The following is a 17,767-nucleotide window of genomic DNA, read 5'->3' as shown; positions in this document are numbered from 1 at the left end:
ATCTCCGGAATCCCGATTACTAAAATAATGAGTTCCCGAAAGGAAAAGGCTTCATTAACCGCTGATGCCAGGTTTGAAGCAGATCTCAAACGGTACCAGCTTCTTGCAGAATCATCTCTGGATGGGATCCTCATTACTGATCTTGAGGGGAGGGTAATTACTGCGAATCATGCCTCTCTTGCCATGTTCGAGATCGATAGCTCATCTGCCGCCCTTCCTTTAACCATATTTGACTTTGTTGCACCGGATTCGATGGATGCTGTCAGACGCGATTTTTTTGGTATGAGGCCGGGCAGGAAAGGCATCACAAGGACGTACTACGCGGTCACGTCACGGGGAAAAAAAATGTACATCGAAACCCTCGGAAACAGGATCACCTACGAGGGAGAGCCCGCCAATATCATCTCCATCCGGGATGCAACAGAACGGTACGAGATGGAAGAGCGACTCCGGGAGAGCGAGTACAAATATCGCATGCTTGCAGAAAATTCTCTCGATATCATCAATGTCCATACCCCGGAACTGGAATTAAAATATATATCCCCCGCTGTCCGCGCAATTCTGGGATATGAACCAGAAGAACTCACGGGACATTGTGTGCTTGAATTCATTCATCCCGATGATCATCCGATCATTCTGCAAGCTGTTGAGACCGCGGTATCCGGAGATGATACGATCACCCTGGTGTTCCGATCGAGGCACCGTAACGGTCATTACCTTTGGTTTGAGTCAATAAGTCATGTTATCCGGGATTACAAGACGAACACAATTATCGAAGTATACAACGTTTCGCGTGACATCACACTGCGGAGAAATGCTGAAGAAACTGCCCATAAACGGGATCGCGTCCTTCATGGATTCGCCGCGGCATCAGGTTTTCTCTTTACGCGACGGCTCGCCGATCCGATCCCCCGCGTACTGGCAACGATTGGTGATGCGATTGATGCAGATGCTGCCTATATTTATGAGGACCACACCATCCCTTCATCAAAAAAACACCGGCCCGAACGAAAATTCCATTGGGAGAAGCACTCTGATGATTCCACGACACCGGAACATCACCACGAATGTGGCTACCGGTTTTCCCAGAACTGGTCCAACAGACTGGCTACCGGTGTCTGGGTGGCAGGATCGAAAGGCAGATTTTCCGGCCCTGAACGCCAGATGCTTGATGAAATGGGCCTCCAGTCGATCCTTGTTGTCCCCATACAGGTTAAGGGCATATACTGGGGTTTCATCGGCTTTTCCGATTACACGACTGAACGCGTATGGGCAGATACCGAAATTGAAATTCTCATGACCCTTGCTTCAACCCTTGGCCTGATTTTTGGAGAGCAGATCCGGGACTGCTCCGTTTAAGATCGTATCATCAGTGTAATCCTGAAAAACGTGAAGACTGCAAAAAATATCTGAAAAATCAGAATGAGATAATTCCGGTAAATACCGTAGTAGCGGGACCTTCCATCTTCGCCCCGTCCTTTAAGTATATGACCAGAGGGCCCCCCTGTGTCTCAACCTGCACGACATCCCCTACAAGACCGAGCCAGTGGACAATTGCCGCCGATGCCGTCGCCCCGGTACCGCAGGAAAGTGTTTCCTCCTCAACGCCGCGCTCGAACGTACGGATCCGGATGCTGTCATCACCGATCTTCTCCACGAAATTCACATTCGCTCCTTTCGGAAAGGAGGCGTGGTGCCGTATTGCCGGGGCCACCGCGGCAACATCCACAGCATCAATAGCGTCTACAATGATCACGGCATGAGGGACACCGGTATTGGTCGCATAGACATCGTATTCCCCGATATGCTCGCGGTACTCACCTGAGCCCGTCGCTGGAATGTCCTGCCGTTCGAACTTCGGCGTAGTCAGGGAAATGGTTGCCATAAAACCGTCCTCCCGGTATCCCATTGCCACCCCGATCTCCCCTGCGGGAGTCTCAACCGTACACAACTCTTTTACGTACCCTGCATCAAACGCATACTTGGCCACGCAGCGGATGCCGTTGCCACACATCTCCGCTTCGCTCTCATCCGGTTGGAGCAGCCGCATCCTCATGTTGCTCTTTTCGGATCTGGAGATATAGATAACTCCATCAGCCCCGATACCAAACCGGCGATCGCAGTAGATCGCAGCGAACTGGCCCTTCATCTCATCAGGGATGATGACGCGGTCGTATTCATCGACGATAATGAAATCATTGCCGTTGCCGTGTAGTTTGGTGAATGGTATTTCCATATCTGGCCCCTGGCAGTTCCTTCTCATCCCGGGTCATCCATTCCCGGGAACTGTCCTGTTGTATAATTCAGCGTTCTGGTTTTCCATAAAGGCATCGGCATCCGCTGCGTGCCCATTGAACGAAGGGGTACTGGCTATTCATCCTGCCCGTTGTGAAGAGCGGAGGACGAATGAAACTCCCCGATATCCCAGCCAAGATATTCCCGGATGATCACGTACGCCATCTGCGGCGGGATTGCTCCCTGCTCCGTGACAATGAGATCGATGTACTCCGCGGGAGTTACATCGAATGCCGGGTTGCGCACAGTTACATGGGTAAGGTTTTTTGCAATTTCATCTGCAAGCACCTCACCCGGGGGCCGCTCCTCAATCTCGATCAGTTCCCCCACAATAGTCCGCGGCGCAAATTTGTAGGTCTCTGCTGCAACGATAACATTAACCCGCGCTTCTGCAGCGGTGTGAGCGACCTGGGAAGTACCGATCTTGTTCACTACGGCACCATTAACCGTGACCGCATCGGCACCTACTATCACGAGGTCTACATCATGAATAAAAGATCTCACGGCAGAATCGACAATGAAATTCGTCTTTATACCGGCATCGTTCAGGGTCCGGATCGTGATAAGCCCCTGGTTTCTCGGGCGCACTTCGGTTGCAAACACCTCGATCTCCTTGCCGCTCCGGTGTGCCTCAATGATGCAAGCAAGTGCCACTTCAGAATTACAGTGCGTCAGGATCGTATCGCCATCCCTTATGTGACGGGCACCGAAACCCGCGATCTTTTCTACAGCATGCTGTGATGACTGGATGAACTGCTCGGCACGTCGGACTACACCCGATCGGGCTTCTTCCGCGGTCTTTGCCCCGGTGAGTTCTGCCATGACAAAATGTACGGCATTCGGGAGCGACACGGCAGTTGGACGGGTTGCAACCAGTATTCCTGCCGCGTTCTCCATCTCCTGCCGGAATGCAGCTTGATATGGCGCCTTCACTGACAGGGCTTGATCCCTGAGGGCCTCGGCTGCGGCCCGGGCAATCCGCCCGGCTCCCCGTATCTCCATGCTCTTTATCTTCTCTGCGGTTTCACGTACGGACATCAGCTTCAATGAATGAATGTAAAGGGAAATACATAGAGTTTGTCACAGAAAGCGGGCGCAGGGAAGATCGATGTCGGTCGCAGTAGTCTTTGACAGTGCAGGAACACTGCTGAATACCTACCGGGTCGCAAAGGACATCGCCCATAAGAAACTGCTTCCAGGCATCGAGACAACAACCCTCACGTTCAGTTCCCCGGATCGTGTGCTTATCGTTCTCCCGGTCCATTCCAAGGATCTCATGGCAGCCGATGGTGACAGGCTCCTTTCAGAATACCTGATAGCAAGAAATGTCGGTTTCGGGGTGAGCTGCACCCGTAAGATCATTACCGCTGAGGATATCGGGGACGTTCTTTATACGGATGAACACGCGCGGGTTATCGACCTCCAGGAATGCATCCGGAATGTATGGTCAGTCTGCAAAGCGGAGGCCGTGCTCACCCTCAACAGCGGCGCGATCATCAACATGGCAGACAGGGATGTTGAGTTTACGATAACAGCCGGCGGCTGGCCGTTTGACGGGGCAAAAAATGTTGTCACCTCGCTCCACCGGATGGGCGTACCAATGTTTATCGCTTCCGGCGACCGTGTCACCAAACTCGAAAAGATGGCCGATCACCTTGGTATCCCGAGAGACCGGGTATACGGCGTCGCTACACCTACGGTCAAAGCGCAGATCGTCAACGATCTCCGGCAGGAATACGACAGGGTGGTCATGGTCGGGGACGGGATCAACGACCTGGCCGCCATGCGCACTGCCGACATCGCCATCCTCACTATTCAGCAGCCGGGCGAACGTCCGGAAGAGTTGTACAGGGTCGCTGACCATGTTGTGAATAACGTGAGCGACGTAGTAACTATTGTGCAGGCTTTGCTCAGGTCAGCCACGATTAGCGATCGTGACGGCTGAGAGGTATCATATAAAAGGTAATATGACACCTCTTTCACATTAGGTACAAGGGTACTATGAAGGCTCCATTGATCACGGTCGACAATCTCTGCATGGATTTTGATAGCGAGAGGGTGCTCAAGAATATTTCCTTTGAAATTGGCGAAGGGGAGATCCTCGGGATTATCGGCAGGAGCGGCGCCGGCAAGACGGTCCTTATGCACCTCATTCGTGGGGTTGAGCAGCCCCCGACCAGCGGACGGATCATTTATCATGTAGCTGCCTGTGGCGGATGCAATTATATGGATGTGGGCAGTTCTGCGGGAAAGCCGTGTCCCCGCTGTGGTGCAACTCTCTCGCCTCTCAACGTGGATCTCTGGAACGAGACCAACGAAGAGCTGAGGCGGCGCCTCATGCGACGCACAGCGATCATGTTCCAGCGTACTTTTGCCCTGTATGGTGATGATCGAGTCATCGAGAATGTCCTTCACGCCCTCGATGATATCGACTACCCTCAGGAGAAGGCGATCAACCGGGCCGCCGACCTCATCGACCAGGTGAAGCTCTCCCACCGGATGATGCACATCGCCCGTGACCTTTCCGGTGGCGAGAAGCAGCGGGTGGTTCTCGCCCGGCAGCTCGCAAAAGAGCCTTTCATGCTCTTTGCCGACGAACCTACCGGCACGCTTGACCCGGGAACGGCCAAAGTGGTCCACGCGATGCTGATCGATGCAGCAAAGACCAACAATATGGGCATCGTAGTCACTTCCCATTTTTCACAGGTGATCGAGGACGTAGCTGACCGGGCAATCCTGCTGGAGAATGGAAGTATAGCAAAGATCGGCACACCGAAAGACGTGATCCTGGAGTTCATGAAAGGATGCGATGATACCGAGAAGTTCGAGGAGGCTGAACTCGGGGACAAGGTTGTTGTAGCCCGGGATCTTGTCAAGCGCTACATTTCTGTGGACCGCGGCGTGGTCAAGGCAGTCAATGGCGTCTCCTTCGAAGTCTACACTAAGGAAATTTTCGGTATCATCGGCAAGAGCGGGGCCGGTAAGACCACGCTCTCGGGCATCATCGCCGGCCTTGTCGAGCCGACAAGCGGGGAGATCAACGTCCGGATCGGCGAAGAGTGGATAGACATGACCAAGCCGGGTATTGAGCAGCGTGGCAGGGCTACAGGATACATCGGGCTCCTTCATCAGGAGTACGACCTCTTCCCCCATCGCACCGTCCTCGATAACCTCACCGATGCGATCGGCCTCGAGTTCCCCAAGGAGCTCGCCATGCGCAAGGCACTTGTCACCCTTAAGATGGCCGGGTTTACCGATGAGAAGAGTAAGGAGATCCTTGACCGTATGCCCGGTCAGCTCTCCGAAGGCGAACGGCACCGGGTCGCCCTCGCCCAGGTACTGATCCGCGAACCGCGGATCGTGATTCTTGATGAGCCTACGGGTACCATGGACCCGATCACCAAAATTGATGTGAAACACTCCATCATGCACTCCCGTGAGGAGATGGACGAGACATTCATAGTAGTTTCCCATGATATGGATTTCGTCCGGGACGTGTGCGACCGTCTGGCTCTCATGCGGGGCGGCAAGATCATCCAGATCGGCAAGACCGCTGATGTTCTCGCGATCCTTACCGAAGAAGAACGCAGGATCATGAGCCAGCCCACCGCATGAGGTGATCATGGCCACCATCCACCTCAACGGAGTGAGGATGGAGATTGCCCCCGGGGCACTACTCTCTTCAATCTTTTCCGATCACCCACAAGGTTGCGCCGTTGCAATTATCAGACCGGCCACTCAGGAACAGACCAGGACCGCAAACCTTGGGATCACTACGACTGCCGGTGACATCACCATAGAAGTTGCCGGGCAGGGTGCCGCATTTCTCGAATCGGCCGCAATTATTGAGAGTCTTGCCCTCCACTGGGTAGACAGGTACGTGGCCGCATTCGGGCCATTCCCTTCTGGAATCCGGCCTTTGCGGAAACCCCGGTTGTACGAACGCGGGGATGTGATCCTTGGGTGCGGAGGGTACGAACCGCAACGATCCTACCTCCTCTTCGCTAAGAACCGGCATTCGGCAGATCATGGCGCCGATGAGACCGGAGGCATCATCGGCAGAATAGTAAGCGGCAAGGGTGTACTTGACAGGTTTACCCACGGGGATAGGATCACGAAGGTTGAGCCGGTGATCAGCTGGGCCGACACCAGCCGGTCATTCACCACAACCGATATGGGGCTTGTGCTCGAAGACGGCATGCAGGTCGTGACCTCGCTAGAGATTGTGGCTCAGGGTTATGCACAGGACCGGATCACAACGGAGGCCGCGGGAAGTGTTGAACACATGCTCCTCGCGCTGCAATCGGGAAAATTCACCGTAAGGCGGGCCGCGAGCACGCATATTCTCGACCCGCACCTGGCCGGTGAAGAGGATGTGGAGAAGGAGGTCCGGCGCCCGAGGCGGGAGGGGACCGTGACGATGCGGAATGCCGGGAAATCAGCAGGAGGGATCTACATTTACCGGGCAGACGTCCCGAGCAGCCCTGCCCACAACACGGTCGGACAGGTAGTCCGCGGGATTGAACTTGCGAAACTTGCGAAGGAGAACGATGTCCTCATCGTTCATGTCCGGCCTCTCCGGATCGATCTCCTCGGCCGTCCTCTTGCAACAGCCAAAGAGATCGCAGCTTCAGCCGGTTTTAACCTTAAGGCTGACAAGGACGACAACGACCGGATTATCGTCTCCCAGGAACCGGGGACAACGCTCGATGTCCTCAACGAAAAGAGCGTCATGGTAACGACGGCTCCGACTGAAAGAGTAATTGATATTGAACTCGATGATTCCGCCGCTCCGCACAGCTGCGAGGTCTTCCGTAAATTTACCGGGCTCAAGGAACATGAAGCCGGCATGATGCCGGTCTTTTTTAAATTCGACGACGTGGTCCTCTTCAAACCGGCGATTGCATCCGGTGCCAAGATCATACCGGAGAATTTACCACAGGATGAGGTCCCGGCCGCGGCTCTTGCTATCACCAACGATTCCCGGAAAGGCGCCGGTCTCGTCGGGGTCCGGCTCTCCGCGAACAAGGAGTTCGGCCCGACATCGGAGCCTTTTGAAGGGACTAACATCATCGGGCATGTAATCGATACCCAGAAACTCAGGAAAGTGAAGGAGCGGGAAACTGTGTATATCAGGGAGGTGAAGCGGTGACGGATTATACGCCGGTCCACGTGGGCAGCGTCACCAAGTACGTGGTCGTGGAATCATTCGAGATCACACCTGCCGATCTGGCAATCCGGGGGTATGAGATCTCGGACGGGGCGATGATCAAGGAGACCTGTTTTGGTCTCGTGGTAAACGGCAAAGAAGAGGATGTCAACCGGATCGTCACTGAACTCCGGAAGATGGACCCGGACCATATCTTTGTCAAGGACCGGGGATTCCCGCCGGGTGACTCCCGGCGCTGCAGGGCAAACCTCGGTAGCGCACGCCCGGGATACCACGGCATGGAGTACGAGATGACCGTGATACCATATGTCTCCCACGGGCTTGAGGAACTCAAGAAGCGCGATGAAGCAACAGTCCCGCCACCTGAGAACCCGCTCGATAAAAAGGTTATCGATATCTCTACGCTGAAAAAACTGATCGACGCACAGGAGTCCTGAAATGGCAAAAGTATTCATCTATCCCGCAACGAGCCTGATCCTCTCTGACCTGGTGGCACGGCACGGCCATACCCCGCTCTCATCGGCAGTTGCCGTCCGCGAACGTATCCAGACCGCAGGACTTGAGTCCCCGCCCCTCCAGATCACTCCGGAAGAGCCAAAGAAGGGGCTGAAATGGGCCGCAGTTGAGGTCCCGAGCGGCGTCCGGGGGCGAATGGCGCTCTATGGCCCGATGATCGAGGAATGCGAAGCCGCAATCATCATCAACGACGCCGATCTCGCATTCGGGTGCATGGGCTGTGCCAGGACTAACGAGCTGATCAAGTTCCTCGTGCGCCAGAAAAACATTCCGAAGCTCGACCTGTACTATCCGAAAAACGAGGAAGAGGGTGTAAAATTCGTGGCCGCGATCAAACGATTCCTAGGAGAACTCGGGGGCAGGAAATGACCCCGCCGGTACGGATTGCCCAGCTCTCCTGCGGCCCTGAGTACTCCGGCGTCCAGCATGAGATCGATGCCGCCGCAAGAGAGGTGAACGGGGAGATCTTCTTCCCGGACATCGCCCTCAAGGACATCCGGCGGGACTTTGAAGCATTCGGCCTGGACGTGCGAAGCCCTGACCTTAAGCTCGCGATTGCCCGGGCAAAAGCACTTGTCGATGGCAGGGTCGATGCAGATGCGGTCTTCATTGGTACCTGCTTCCGGTGTGCCGAGGCAGCAATCGTGCGGAACGAACTCCGGCGCTATATCCACGAGCACTCAAAGCTCCCGGTAGTAAGTTATTCATTCACTGAGCGGACAACCGCCGGCACCCTCCTGACAAGGATGGAAGCCCTGACCACCATTGCACGTAGGCGTGCCCTCCTTGCCCGTGAAGCCCAGCAGGGGATCACGCTCGGCCTCGATTCCGGTTCCTCGACAACCAAGGCCATTGTCATGAAGGATAACCAGATCATCGGGACCGGCTGGCAACCCACGACGGAGGTGCTGAAGAGTGCCCAGAACGTGATCGACCATGCCCTTGCAGAAGCGCAGATCACGCTCAAAGATGTGCAGGCCATTGGTACAACAGGATACGGGAGGTTTCTTGTGGGCAAAGAGATAAAAGCGGATCTCATCCAGGAGGAGCTGACCGTCAACTCAAAAGGCGCAGTCTATCTTGCAGATCGACAGCACGGTCCTGCAACGGTCATCGATATCGGCGGCATGGACAACAAGGCGATCACGGTAATGGATGGTATCCCCGGTGTATTTACGATGGGCGGTATCTGTGCCGGTGCAAGCGGTCGTTTCCTTGAGATGACCGCAAAGCGCCTTGGCGTCGAGATCACCGAGCTTGGCCCGCTTTCCATGAAAGGTTTCGGAGGGCGCGTGCCGATGAACAGCTACTGTATCGTCTTTGGCACCCAGAGCCTCGTCAACGCCCTTGCTGCCGGGAGCACCCGGGAGGACGTGGCCGCTGCTGCCTGCCATAGTGTCGCGGAGCAGGTCTTCGAGCAGCAGCTGCAGGAAGTGGATATCAAGGAACCGGTGATCATGGTAGGGGGCACATCGCTCATCGAAGGGCTCGTTCACGCAATGGGCGAACTCCTCCAGACAAAGATCGTAGTGCCACCCCACTCACAGTATATTGGTGCCGTCGGATCAGCGCTCCTCGCATCAGGATTCATCAGGAACGATTAGATGTTTGCCGTTGAGTACTTTGAAGTGGAATGCCCCGAGCCCCTGGGTGCTGAGTACTACAAGCAGATCGCAAACGACGTGTTGCTCGACCACAACCTGCTGAAAGTTGTCAGCAAGCTCCACATCTTCATTGATCCCAGGATCCCGGTCTTTGTCGCAGTCGGCATCCTCAAGAAGATCACAACCGTGATCCGTGTCAGGGACTTTGCCAATGTCAACCCGCAGGAGGGCAAGATGACCCTCGTCATCTCGGACGAGACGTACCTGGCGCCAACGCTCAAAATCTTCTGGGAGCGGTTTGGCAAGGAAAAGGTCGAACAGCCCGACCGGTTCACCATAATCCTGTATGAAGTTCCGGCATCACCTGCCGAGATAGAAGAGATCATTGTTGCCGATCCGAGCGAGTCGCTCCACAAGGACCTCATCTACGCCCTCCGGTGTATTGCTCCCGAGGGTTTCCGGCTCCGGAGCGAGATTTTTACAACGGAGAAATTCATCTTCGTGGCCAGCGAGGACACACTTGCTGAAGACATCGATTCGCTCGTCAAAGCGAAGTTTGCCCTGATGGGCGAGGTACCGCCATGACGCTGGTACCGGTCACCTACAAGGGCGGGATCTTCCAGCACGACGTTGTCGTTGACCTGATCGAGGACCTAGGCGGGTACGTGGTGCAGAAGCACCTCATCGCCCAGGAAGTCGTACTCCAGTGCTTTGTGCCCCGTGAAGATATCGAACTGATCCGCGAGATCTCACGACCCCTTTTCGGGGAAGTGACTGATTCACCACTTGTGGGAACGGAGATCGCTATCGTCAGCATGAGTCTTGAGATCCACCACCTCCCTCATCCCTCTTGCGACATCGCAGAATACGTACGCCGGCTCGGCGCGAAAAGCAACATGGTGAGCCTCGCCCGGGGCCCGGGCAAGAGGATCGCCAGCCTGAATGATGAGGAGCGGGACGTGATCAACGAGCATGACATCGCAGTTTACCTCATGGGCAATTTCGAGACCTGTATCGAGTACAAGATCCCCACGCTCCGGCGGGGAATCGATGTGCCAATCGTGCTCTGCGGGGGGCCGGATATCGAGATCCTCAAAAAGATCACCGACCCGCCGATGGACGGCTATGTCGGGAATGTCGGGCGGTTCATGCGGAGGACCAAGGAGGCTGATCAGCTGGACAAGCTGGACGAGATCGTGGCCGAGATCACCCGGGTGCTGGAGAAGAAGCGCGAGGAGATCGCAAAGGACCCCCTCTCGGTTGCCCCGGCCCGCCTCATGGGCCTGATCCGGGAGAAAGTGCCTGCCATCCTGGACGTGACCTCGCCAACTCCCCTCACGGTCCAGATGGCAGGGCTCCGGGTAAAGCTGCCTTACGATACGTTTGCCGCGGACCTCAGGAAGATCGAAATCGAGGACGGGATCACGCTGGGTGATGTTGCCGACGTAGTCCCCTCACGGATGCGGGATTATATCCTTGTGCGGATCCGGCCGTTCTCTGATACGAACACGGTGGTATGATGACACGGTCAACAAAGGATGAGTTCGAAGAGCGCCTCGCCCATATCGTGGAGCAGGGCGCAGAGGTTACGGCTGACGAGTGGATGAAGGCGATCGAGGTCGAGTACGGCAAGGTGCCGCTCATCTTCAAGCGCATGGGGGAGCGCCCCGAAGTGCTGATCTCCCACCTGCTCTACAAAGGGACCGTTGCCCAGACAAGCCCGCTCGACCCGAAGTATGTGGAGCTGATCAGTATGGCGGTGGGGGCGGCCCTCAAGTGTCCTCACTGTACCGGTTACCACATGACTGCAGCGCTCCGGATGGGCGCAAGCAGGGAAGAGGTCCTTGAGGTGATCCTGCTCGCAGGCATGATCTCCAACTCCTCGGTGCTCGCCAATGCTTACCGTATTGTCGACGAGAAGATGGAGAAGTGCGTGCCGTGCGAGTCAAGGTTGCGCCGGTGAGGAAGAAGGGGCAGACGCGGGGTCCTCAGAAGCGGGCGGCGGGGAAGAAGTAAGCCCGGGTTCTGGTTTAAGGGAATTTTTCTTTTTTCCGGAATTGTTTATTGTTCGCTGGGCAGGGGCTGATGGAAATTTTTCATGCTTATCTTCTGCCGCAAGGGTAGAGCGTTTTTTCACCGTTCAAACCGGGGACATACGGTTTATACCATTTTTTATTGATGCCGATAGAATGATCCCCGCGGTTATTCGTGATAAACCCACGCAATTGAAACCGGCCCAAAAAACGAACAACATTTTTCTCATTATAAAAATCATCATCATTGTACACTACCGATGTCCGAAGAGAACGAACGCCAGACCCGGAAGAAGCGGATCGATCCCTTACTGAAAGCAGCAGGATGGAATATCGTCCGGTTCGAAGAGGGGATGGATCTCTCATCCTACAACAACACCGCTCTCGAAGAATACCAGACAGATAACGGACCAGCTGATTACGCTCTTGTTGTCGACGGGAAGATTCTCGCGGTCATCGAGGCCAAGAAAGTTTCGCTTGGCCCGCAGAACGTCCTCACCCAGGCAGAGAGGTACTCCGAGGGGATTCCAAAAAGCCCGTTCAATTTTTCCGGATTCAGAGTCCCGTTCCTCTATTCAACCAATGGCGAGATTATCTGGTACCACGATGTCCGCAATCCCCTGAACCGTTCCCGCCAGATTACAAAATTCCACACACCTTCCGCTCTCGCTGAGCGGCTGAAGGAAAAATTCGATGATGCCTGTCAGCGGCTGGCGGATTGGGACAATGCTCATCCGATGATCCGCCCGTACCAGATCGAGGCGAACGATGCGATCGAACAGGGCATCCGCGACAGGAAACGCACCATGCTTGTCGCGATGGCGACCGGGACCGGCAAGACCTATACGATGGTCAATGAGGTCTACCGTCTGATGGAGTCCCGGGTGGCGAAGAGGATTCTCTTTCTTGTCGACCGCCGGGCTCTCGCGGCACAGGCCGTCAAAGCATTCGCGTCCTTCGAAGCCCGGCCGGGCCTGAAGTTCGACAAGGCTTACGAAGTTTACAGCCAGCGGTTCTTCAAAGAGGATTTTGAGGAGGAGGAGAAGTTCGATCCAAAGGTGATCCCGACTCCGTACCTGATGGATCCCAAGCCCGGCCATGCCTTTGTTTATGTCTGCACGATCCAGCATATACCCTATCCCGATTGCTTCGTACTCGCCGTCATCGACATGGCTTGCATTCCTTCCGAAAAAAGGCTTGATAAGCTGGAAGTAATCGAAATTGTATTCACTGACACTTCGTGAAAAATCGTCATTGTTTGCAAGGGATTCCGGAAGTTCGCTTGAAATTTTCTCGCCCAGATAGAAGGGGTATAACGAGAGGAAGCGGAACAGAATGTCTTTCCGTTTGATGTCACAGGCACAGCAACTGTAAAATGTTGAATCTGCTACGACACAGTCTCTCATTTCAGCTGCTCGCCATCAGATCTTCGTACCGGTCCTTGTCGATTAACCCTTTCTTTACAAGGCTGTCCGCCAGCCTTTTCTTTGATTTCCGGATCGATTCAAACACATCCGACTTCTTCTGATACTCCGGATACGTATCGTAGATGAGGAGCAGGAGTTCTTCCAGTGACAATTTATCATATAATTCCCGGACCATAGTCATCGCAGCAAGAATTGGTTCCATCTGGAAATTTGCTGAACTGGCAGTATAGAGCCGCTTGTACTCTTGTCTCCCGTGAGGAGTGAGTTCGACATATCCGCCGCTCAGCGTGTCGTGCCGGGCCGGAGGGGTATAGGTCCAGCAATCGATAAGATTGAAGGGACTCCGGATAACCTGCTGGATCTCTTCGGAGTACGGTCCGCGATAATGCGAGATGAAATTCATGAAATTTTTAATATCCGGATGAAAATTCCACAGGAAAAATGCCTCCTTTTCAAGATGGAGAAGGGAAATTTTCTGATCACGTGCACCTAACAGTAAAAGGATTAGATGTTCAAGTGCCCGTGATCTCGTATCCGTAGTATTGCGTTGTTGCATATTTTTTCATGACCGGTTATTCTGAATTAGTGAAATATATCCGTATATGAGTTTAAACCGTTTATGATAAAACCCCCGCTGGGCGGTGTGAAATTGATCGGGCTAACAGATTTTTATTTTTTCCAGCGTGAAATAGATAGACAATTCTCCCCCAGGAGAAAGGATCTTTTCCTACGCCACCATTCTTTGACAGTATAACGCGAGCTTGTCAACCATATCCCGTTCCTAAGTGGCGTGCGGAAACCGAGTGAGCGTTCGGTTGTGGCCTCAACGAAGCGTACTGAGGCGTTGACCCAGGCGGTGCTGGGGAAGGCGTTTGCGGGGAAGTTGTGACAATCCGGTACCTTCGCCGAAAAAAAACTTTCAGATGATATTCCGGGCCCTGAGATATGTGAGATATTCCTCGTAACTCTTCGTGCAGTCGATAAATCGCATCATCTCGTTCTTTGATTCGAAATGGAGCTGCTTGTACATTACCGCCAGCAGATCATCGGATATATCCTTCAGGTTCCCATGCTGACCGATCTTTGTCCGGACATTGGTAATTTCATTGTCCGAATTCTTCAGATAGAAATAACAATGGTCGCTCTTTACCCTGACAAAGCCCTTCTTCAGCGCAGCTTTTGAAAATTCGCGTTGCTTGATGGGCATGATCAAGCCTCTACCGTGAGCTCGCCAAACTTCGTGCGGTAGTCATTCAGCTCAAGATACGTCTGAAGATGTTGTTTGATCTTCCGTGATTTTTCCGACAGCTTCGCATCTTTGAAGGCGAGATACCCGACGATGAGAGACTCAAGGCTTTCCTTCAGCGAGGAAAGCGCCTGCTCGTATGTGCTTCCATATCCCTCCAGCGACAACTCCTCGTTCGCAAGGCACCAGTGATTGTCCTTATCATCGTAGGATACCCGGATAGCAACGGGCTGCCGGAACGTAAACTCGTCAAGAGAGTCCAGAGTGATCGAATTAAAGGACTGGATATCCTTGACAACTTCCATCTCCTTTAACCGGGCTCTTTTGCTCATAACACCATTCACTGTCACCGACGATTTGAAGAAAGCCCTGACATCCTTCTCCCAGTCTGCAGGATAATCGCATTTGATCGTTTCATTGTCAAGAGTCTTGATGGTAAAGGATCGCGGTTCGTCTCCCTTTATGCGGGTGATGACGCCTTTGATCTCGATCGCTGACTTCCGGTAATATTCGGAGATAAGACCTTCAATGTAAGCCTCGCGGTGTGAAGGTAAAACGATCGGTCTTTTAGGTTTTTTTGTATCGTAACCGACCTTCACATTGAATTTATTTTTCTTGGAAAGCAAAGCCCGGAAACTTTCAAGGAACCGGATAATCTGTGACGGATCCTCAAAGTCACGTTCAATCTTCTCGCGAAATTCATCAGTGTTTTCGATAAGTGAGTTGATGAGGTCCTGAAGATCAAAAACCATCTCATCGAACACAAGGGATTCCTTGAACAGTTCGGTTGTAAAATCGATAGGCTGAAACCCGACAGCCACACTGCCTTTATTGACATTCGTGAGATATAATTTGAAATCCGTTTTCGGATGTTCCCCATATTTTGTCTGTTGAAAGACATCGACAACCTTCTGGAGATTTGTCAAAAGTTTTCCAAAAGTGTATGCCTCGATCTTATGATCGGTGACTATCTTTCCATCGATAATGAGCCAAAATTTTTTGGTCTCATGTTCTGCCATAATTATTCATCCGCAGGTAAACTCATAAGTCTTCTTCTATAAATTTGGATCGACTGTTTATACCCGCCAAAATACTCTGAAGTATTTATCGTCTTAAAAGATCCAATTCAGATTTTGGATCCGTTAATGCAAGACTTCACCAATAGTTCGGATGAAAAATAATTATCGATGATCCGTCAGTATGGAGAACAGCACACCAAGTGCCGGTATCCCGATATACCAGAATACGACTCCCCAGAATCCAATCCAGATCAGGGTGCCCAACGGGCTAATTGACTGAAGAAAATTTTCCGGGAATGATAACCCACTCGTAAAATTGTGATAAATACTCAGGACCGAACTCAGGATATCCAGGTTTGTCCGCATAGCGTCAATGGTAGCAAACATCTGAAATATCGCGCCGATAATCTCGAAGGGAATTCTGATTAATGCCCAGAGTTCTCTCAAGAACAAATCCGCTATTGAAAATGCAATATCACAGACTATTCCTGTTAAAATGGCCAGAATCCCGCCGTGATATATTCTTGACATGCTCCTCCTGATTTTGATCTTTCGACCTTCTCCAAAAAATAAAATTTTTACCTGATCGCCCAGAGGATACTGATCCCGAACCCGCCAACTAGTATAAGCCATCCGATCGCGTTGCCCGCCATGATCAGTAATCCTCCAATCAGAATACCGGCTGCAGGACCTGTGCCTGCGCTGAGACCCATTTTTCTTCTCACCTCCCGAGTTTGTCAACTCCTTCGTTCCACTAGAGGGAGCCGGGAAAATCCTTCGTCGGGCACAAGCCTTTTGAACTGAAAAGATGATGAGTTGTTGTCAGCAAATTCATTCTTTTCAGCAAAGGCATGTGCGGGAGCTGAAGATCCCCGATCCTTTATTCACAGCCCAGTTGAGCTGCTTAGGTACTAGAGATCCCGCTATTTTTACTTAAAGTTTTCTACAGTATCCATCCAAAATTTGAATTATCTATCTATTCATTAATCGATTAATCAATCAATCTATTAATCAATCAATCAATGTCGTAAAAATTCTTGATTTGTACAAACAAAAAATAACAATCTTCATTACATTATTTTATATGTAATTAAGGAGTTTACTTTATTGGTAAGAATTTACCAATTGGTAAACTAAATTATAGAAATTAAAAGGTTTGAGAGGGAAAATGGGATGGCATTTGGTGAACGCATAAAATCAGCCAGGATCAATGCCGGGTTATCGCAGGAGGCGCTCGGGCAGAAGCTCGGCGTTACCAAGATGGCGATCTCGAAGTACGAGAACGGGGCCGTCGGGCCGAACTCGACAGTTCTTATCGCTCTTGCGAAGGCGCTCGAAGTCCGGCCGGAGTACTTTTTCCGGGCTTCCACGATCCGGCTTACGAAACCTGTATACCGGGCCCGGAAAGCATTGTCTCCGAAGGATGAAACGCAGATCCTTGGGAAGACCTCGGACTGGCTAGAGCGGTACCTCGCAGTCGAGGAGATTACCGGATCGGAAAAACCGCTTGATCTGCCGGATCCCGAATCCTGCCGTGTTTCCTCGATCGACAAGATCGAAGACGTCGTCGTCCGGGTCCGTGAGGCCTGGAATCTCGGCCTCAACCCCATTGAAAACCTGATGGACGTACTGGAACAGCACGGGATCAAGGTCGGGGTTATCCAGGGCCCGGCAAAATTTGATGCGCTGACGATGAAGTATAACGATGAACACCCGCTCATCATCGTCAATAAATCCTTTCCCGGGGACCGGCGACGCCTCAGCCTCGCCCATGAACTGGGACACCTGCTCCTGAACCTTGACGAAGGGATCGATGAAGAGGCAGCTGCCTTCCGGTTTGCAGGCGCATTCCTGATCCCCCGACAGGCAGTAGTGGCGGAGCTCGGCCCGAAGCGAAGGATGCTCGACTTACGGGAGCTCTATGTCCTCAAACACAAGTACGGAATCAGCATGGGTGCGCTGATCTACCGGGCCCGGACCCTGAATATCATCTCAGAAGCGGCAGCAGACCGGCACTGGATCGAGATGAGATCCCACGGCTGGCACCTGGAGGAACCCGGTAAGCCGGTCGAACTGGAGATCCCGACCCAGTTCGAACTTCTCCTCCTCCGGGCCCTGACCGAACACAAAATATCACAGTCCCGGTTCAATGAACTGAAAGGAGACGACTCCCCCCTGTTAGCCGTGCCGTGCCAGTGAGGAGCGAGAATGAGCGTGAGACCATGCTGTATCGATGCGAATATCCTTTTCGATTTCTTAGCCGGGGATATCTTCGATACACTGTTTCTCCTTCCATTTGACTTCCACACCTCCGATATCGTCGCGTATGAGATCTCCGGATCGTATTCTGAAAAACAGCTTGCCTCGTTAGGACTCAAAATTCTGGCACTCAATGATACCGAGGCCCAGGAAATACTCATTCTGCAAGAGGATCACATCGAACTCTCTGTTGAAGAT

Annotated in this window: 20 protein-coding genes; 13 read left to right on the top strand and 7 right to left on the bottom strand. The window is 52.9% G+C overall.

Features of this window, described 5'->3' with window-relative positions:
• Window positions 1-27: 27 nt before the first annotated feature.
• Window positions 28-1,359 (top strand): PAS domain S-box protein, encoded by a 1,332-nt coding sequence (locus WBL42_RS11685; protein WP_424721459.1) that lies wholly within the window; start codon window positions 28-30, stop codon window positions 1,357-1,359.
• A 58-nt stretch (window positions 1,360-1,417) separates the two neighbouring features.
• On the opposite strand, the gene dapF is transcribed toward WBL42_RS11685, so the two are convergent.
• Both dapF and WBL42_RS11675 read right to left on the bottom strand, forming a co-directional pair.
• Window positions 1,418-2,236, bottom strand: a complete 819-nt coding sequence (gene dapF / locus WBL42_RS11680; RefSeq protein WP_424721458.1) for a diaminopimelate epimerase — start codon at window positions 2,234-2,236, stop codon at window positions 1,418-1,420.
• A gap of 134 nt (window positions 2,237-2,370) precedes the next feature.
• Window positions 2,371-3,333 (bottom strand): ribose 1,5-bisphosphate isomerase, encoded by a 963-nt coding sequence (locus tag WBL42_RS11675; protein WP_424721457.1) that lies wholly within the window; start codon window positions 3,331-3,333, stop codon window positions 2,371-2,373.
• Window positions 3,334-3,403: 70 nt separating this feature from the next.
• On the opposite strand from WBL42_RS11675, the gene WBL42_RS11670 reads away from it, so the two are divergent.
• The 10 genes from WBL42_RS11670 (at window position 3,404) to WBL42_RS11625 (ending at window position 12,862) form a co-directional block, all read left to right on the top strand.
• Window positions 3,404-4,240, top strand: coding sequence for an HAD family hydrolase (locus WBL42_RS11670; RefSeq protein ID WP_424721456.1), 837 nt, complete (start codon window positions 3,404-3,406; stop codon window positions 4,238-4,240).
• Window positions 4,241-4,296: 56 nt separating this feature from the next.
• A complete protein-coding gene (atwA, locus tag WBL42_RS11665; protein ID WP_424721455.1) occupies window positions 4,297-5,910 on the top strand; it encodes a methyl coenzyme M reductase system, component A2 in 1,614 nt (537 codons plus the stop codon).
• A 7-nt stretch (window positions 5,911-5,917) separates the two neighbouring features.
• Window positions 5,918-7,447 (top strand): methyl-coenzyme M reductase-associated protein Mmp3, encoded by a 1,530-nt coding sequence (mmp3, locus tag WBL42_RS11660; RefSeq protein ID WP_424721454.1) that lies wholly within the window; start codon window positions 5,918-5,920, stop codon window positions 7,445-7,447.
• Entirely contained in the window at window positions 7,444-7,902 is a 459-nt protein-coding gene (locus WBL42_RS11655) for a methanogenesis marker 6 protein (protein WP_424721453.1), read from the top strand. Before mmp3 ends, WBL42_RS11655 begins: the two co-directional genes overlap by 4 nt.
• A 1-nt stretch (window position 7,903) precedes the next feature.
• Complete coding sequence (locus WBL42_RS11650) at window positions 7,904-8,350, top strand: methanogenesis marker 5 protein (protein WP_424721452.1); 447 nt, start codon at window positions 7,904-7,906, stop codon at window positions 8,348-8,350.
• Window positions 8,347-9,585: a methanogenesis marker 15 protein gene (locus WBL42_RS11645; RefSeq protein ID WP_424721451.1), complete on the top strand. Its 1,239-nt coding sequence runs from the start codon at window positions 8,347-8,349 to the stop codon at window positions 9,583-9,585. Before WBL42_RS11650 ends, WBL42_RS11645 begins: the two co-directional genes overlap by 4 nt.
• On the top strand, window positions 9,586-10,170 hold the full coding sequence (locus WBL42_RS11640) for a methanogenesis marker 17 protein (protein ID WP_424721450.1): 585 nt from the start codon (window positions 9,586-9,588) through the stop codon (window positions 10,168-10,170).
• A complete protein-coding gene (locus WBL42_RS11635; RefSeq protein ID WP_424721449.1) occupies window positions 10,167-11,105 on the top strand; it encodes a methanogenesis marker 7 protein in 939 nt (312 codons plus the stop codon). The genes WBL42_RS11640 and WBL42_RS11635 overlap by 4 nt, the downstream gene beginning before the upstream one ends.
• On the top strand, window positions 11,105-11,548 hold the full coding sequence (locus WBL42_RS11630) for a carboxymuconolactone decarboxylase family protein (protein ID WP_424721548.1): 444 nt from the start codon (window positions 11,105-11,107) through the stop codon (window positions 11,546-11,548). The genes WBL42_RS11635 and WBL42_RS11630 overlap by 1 nt, the downstream gene beginning before the upstream one ends.
• A 330-nt stretch (window positions 11,549-11,878) precedes the next feature.
• Window positions 11,879-12,862, top strand: coding sequence for a DEAD/DEAH box helicase family protein (locus tag WBL42_RS11625; protein WP_424721448.1), 984 nt, complete (start codon window positions 11,879-11,881; stop codon window positions 12,860-12,862).
• A gap of 163 nt (window positions 12,863-13,025) precedes the next feature.
• Here WBL42_RS11625 and WBL42_RS11620 read toward each other — a convergent pair whose 3' ends face one another.
• From WBL42_RS11620 to WBL42_RS11600, 5 genes are all read right to left on the bottom strand, one after another.
• The gene (locus WBL42_RS11620) at window positions 13,026-13,448 is read right to left on the bottom strand and encodes a hypothetical protein (protein WP_424721447.1); all 423 of its coding nucleotides are present in this window, start codon (window positions 13,446-13,448) and stop codon (window positions 13,026-13,028) included.
• Between the two features lie 516 nt (window positions 13,449-13,964).
• The gene (locus WBL42_RS11615; protein WP_424721446.1) at window positions 13,965-14,252 is read right to left on the bottom strand and encodes a hypothetical protein; all 288 of its coding nucleotides are present in this window, start codon (window positions 14,250-14,252) and stop codon (window positions 13,965-13,967) included.
• Window positions 14,253-14,254: 2 nt separating this feature from the next.
• Window positions 14,255-15,310, bottom strand: a complete 1,056-nt coding sequence (locus WBL42_RS11610) for a hypothetical protein (protein WP_424721445.1) — start codon at window positions 15,308-15,310, stop codon at window positions 14,255-14,257.
• A 162-nt stretch (window positions 15,311-15,472) separates the two neighbouring features.
• The gene (locus WBL42_RS11605; protein WP_424721444.1) at window positions 15,473-15,841 is read right to left on the bottom strand and encodes a hypothetical protein; all 369 of its coding nucleotides are present in this window, start codon (window positions 15,839-15,841) and stop codon (window positions 15,473-15,475) included.
• A 47-nt stretch (window positions 15,842-15,888) separates the two neighbouring features.
• Window positions 15,889-16,023, bottom strand: coding sequence for a hypothetical protein (locus tag WBL42_RS11600; RefSeq protein ID WP_424721443.1), 135 nt, complete (start codon window positions 16,021-16,023; stop codon window positions 15,889-15,891).
• Between the two features lie 460 nt (window positions 16,024-16,483).
• Between WBL42_RS11600 and WBL42_RS11595 the strand changes: the two genes are divergently transcribed.
• A complete protein-coding gene (locus WBL42_RS11595; RefSeq protein ID WP_424721442.1) occupies window positions 16,484-17,509 on the top strand; it encodes a helix-turn-helix domain-containing protein in 1,026 nt (341 codons plus the stop codon).
• A 9-nt stretch (window positions 17,510-17,518) separates the two neighbouring features.
• A partial coding sequence (locus WBL42_RS11590) for a hypothetical protein (RefSeq protein WP_424721441.1) occupies window positions 17,519-17,767 on the top strand: 249 nt, incomplete at its 3' end.

It is taken from the genome of Methanoregula sp. (assembly GCF_049686655.1).
GTDB lineage: Archaea > Halobacteriota > Methanomicrobia > Methanomicrobiales > Methanospirillaceae > Methanoregula.
This window is presented reverse-complemented; position numbering and strand designations above follow the sequence as displayed.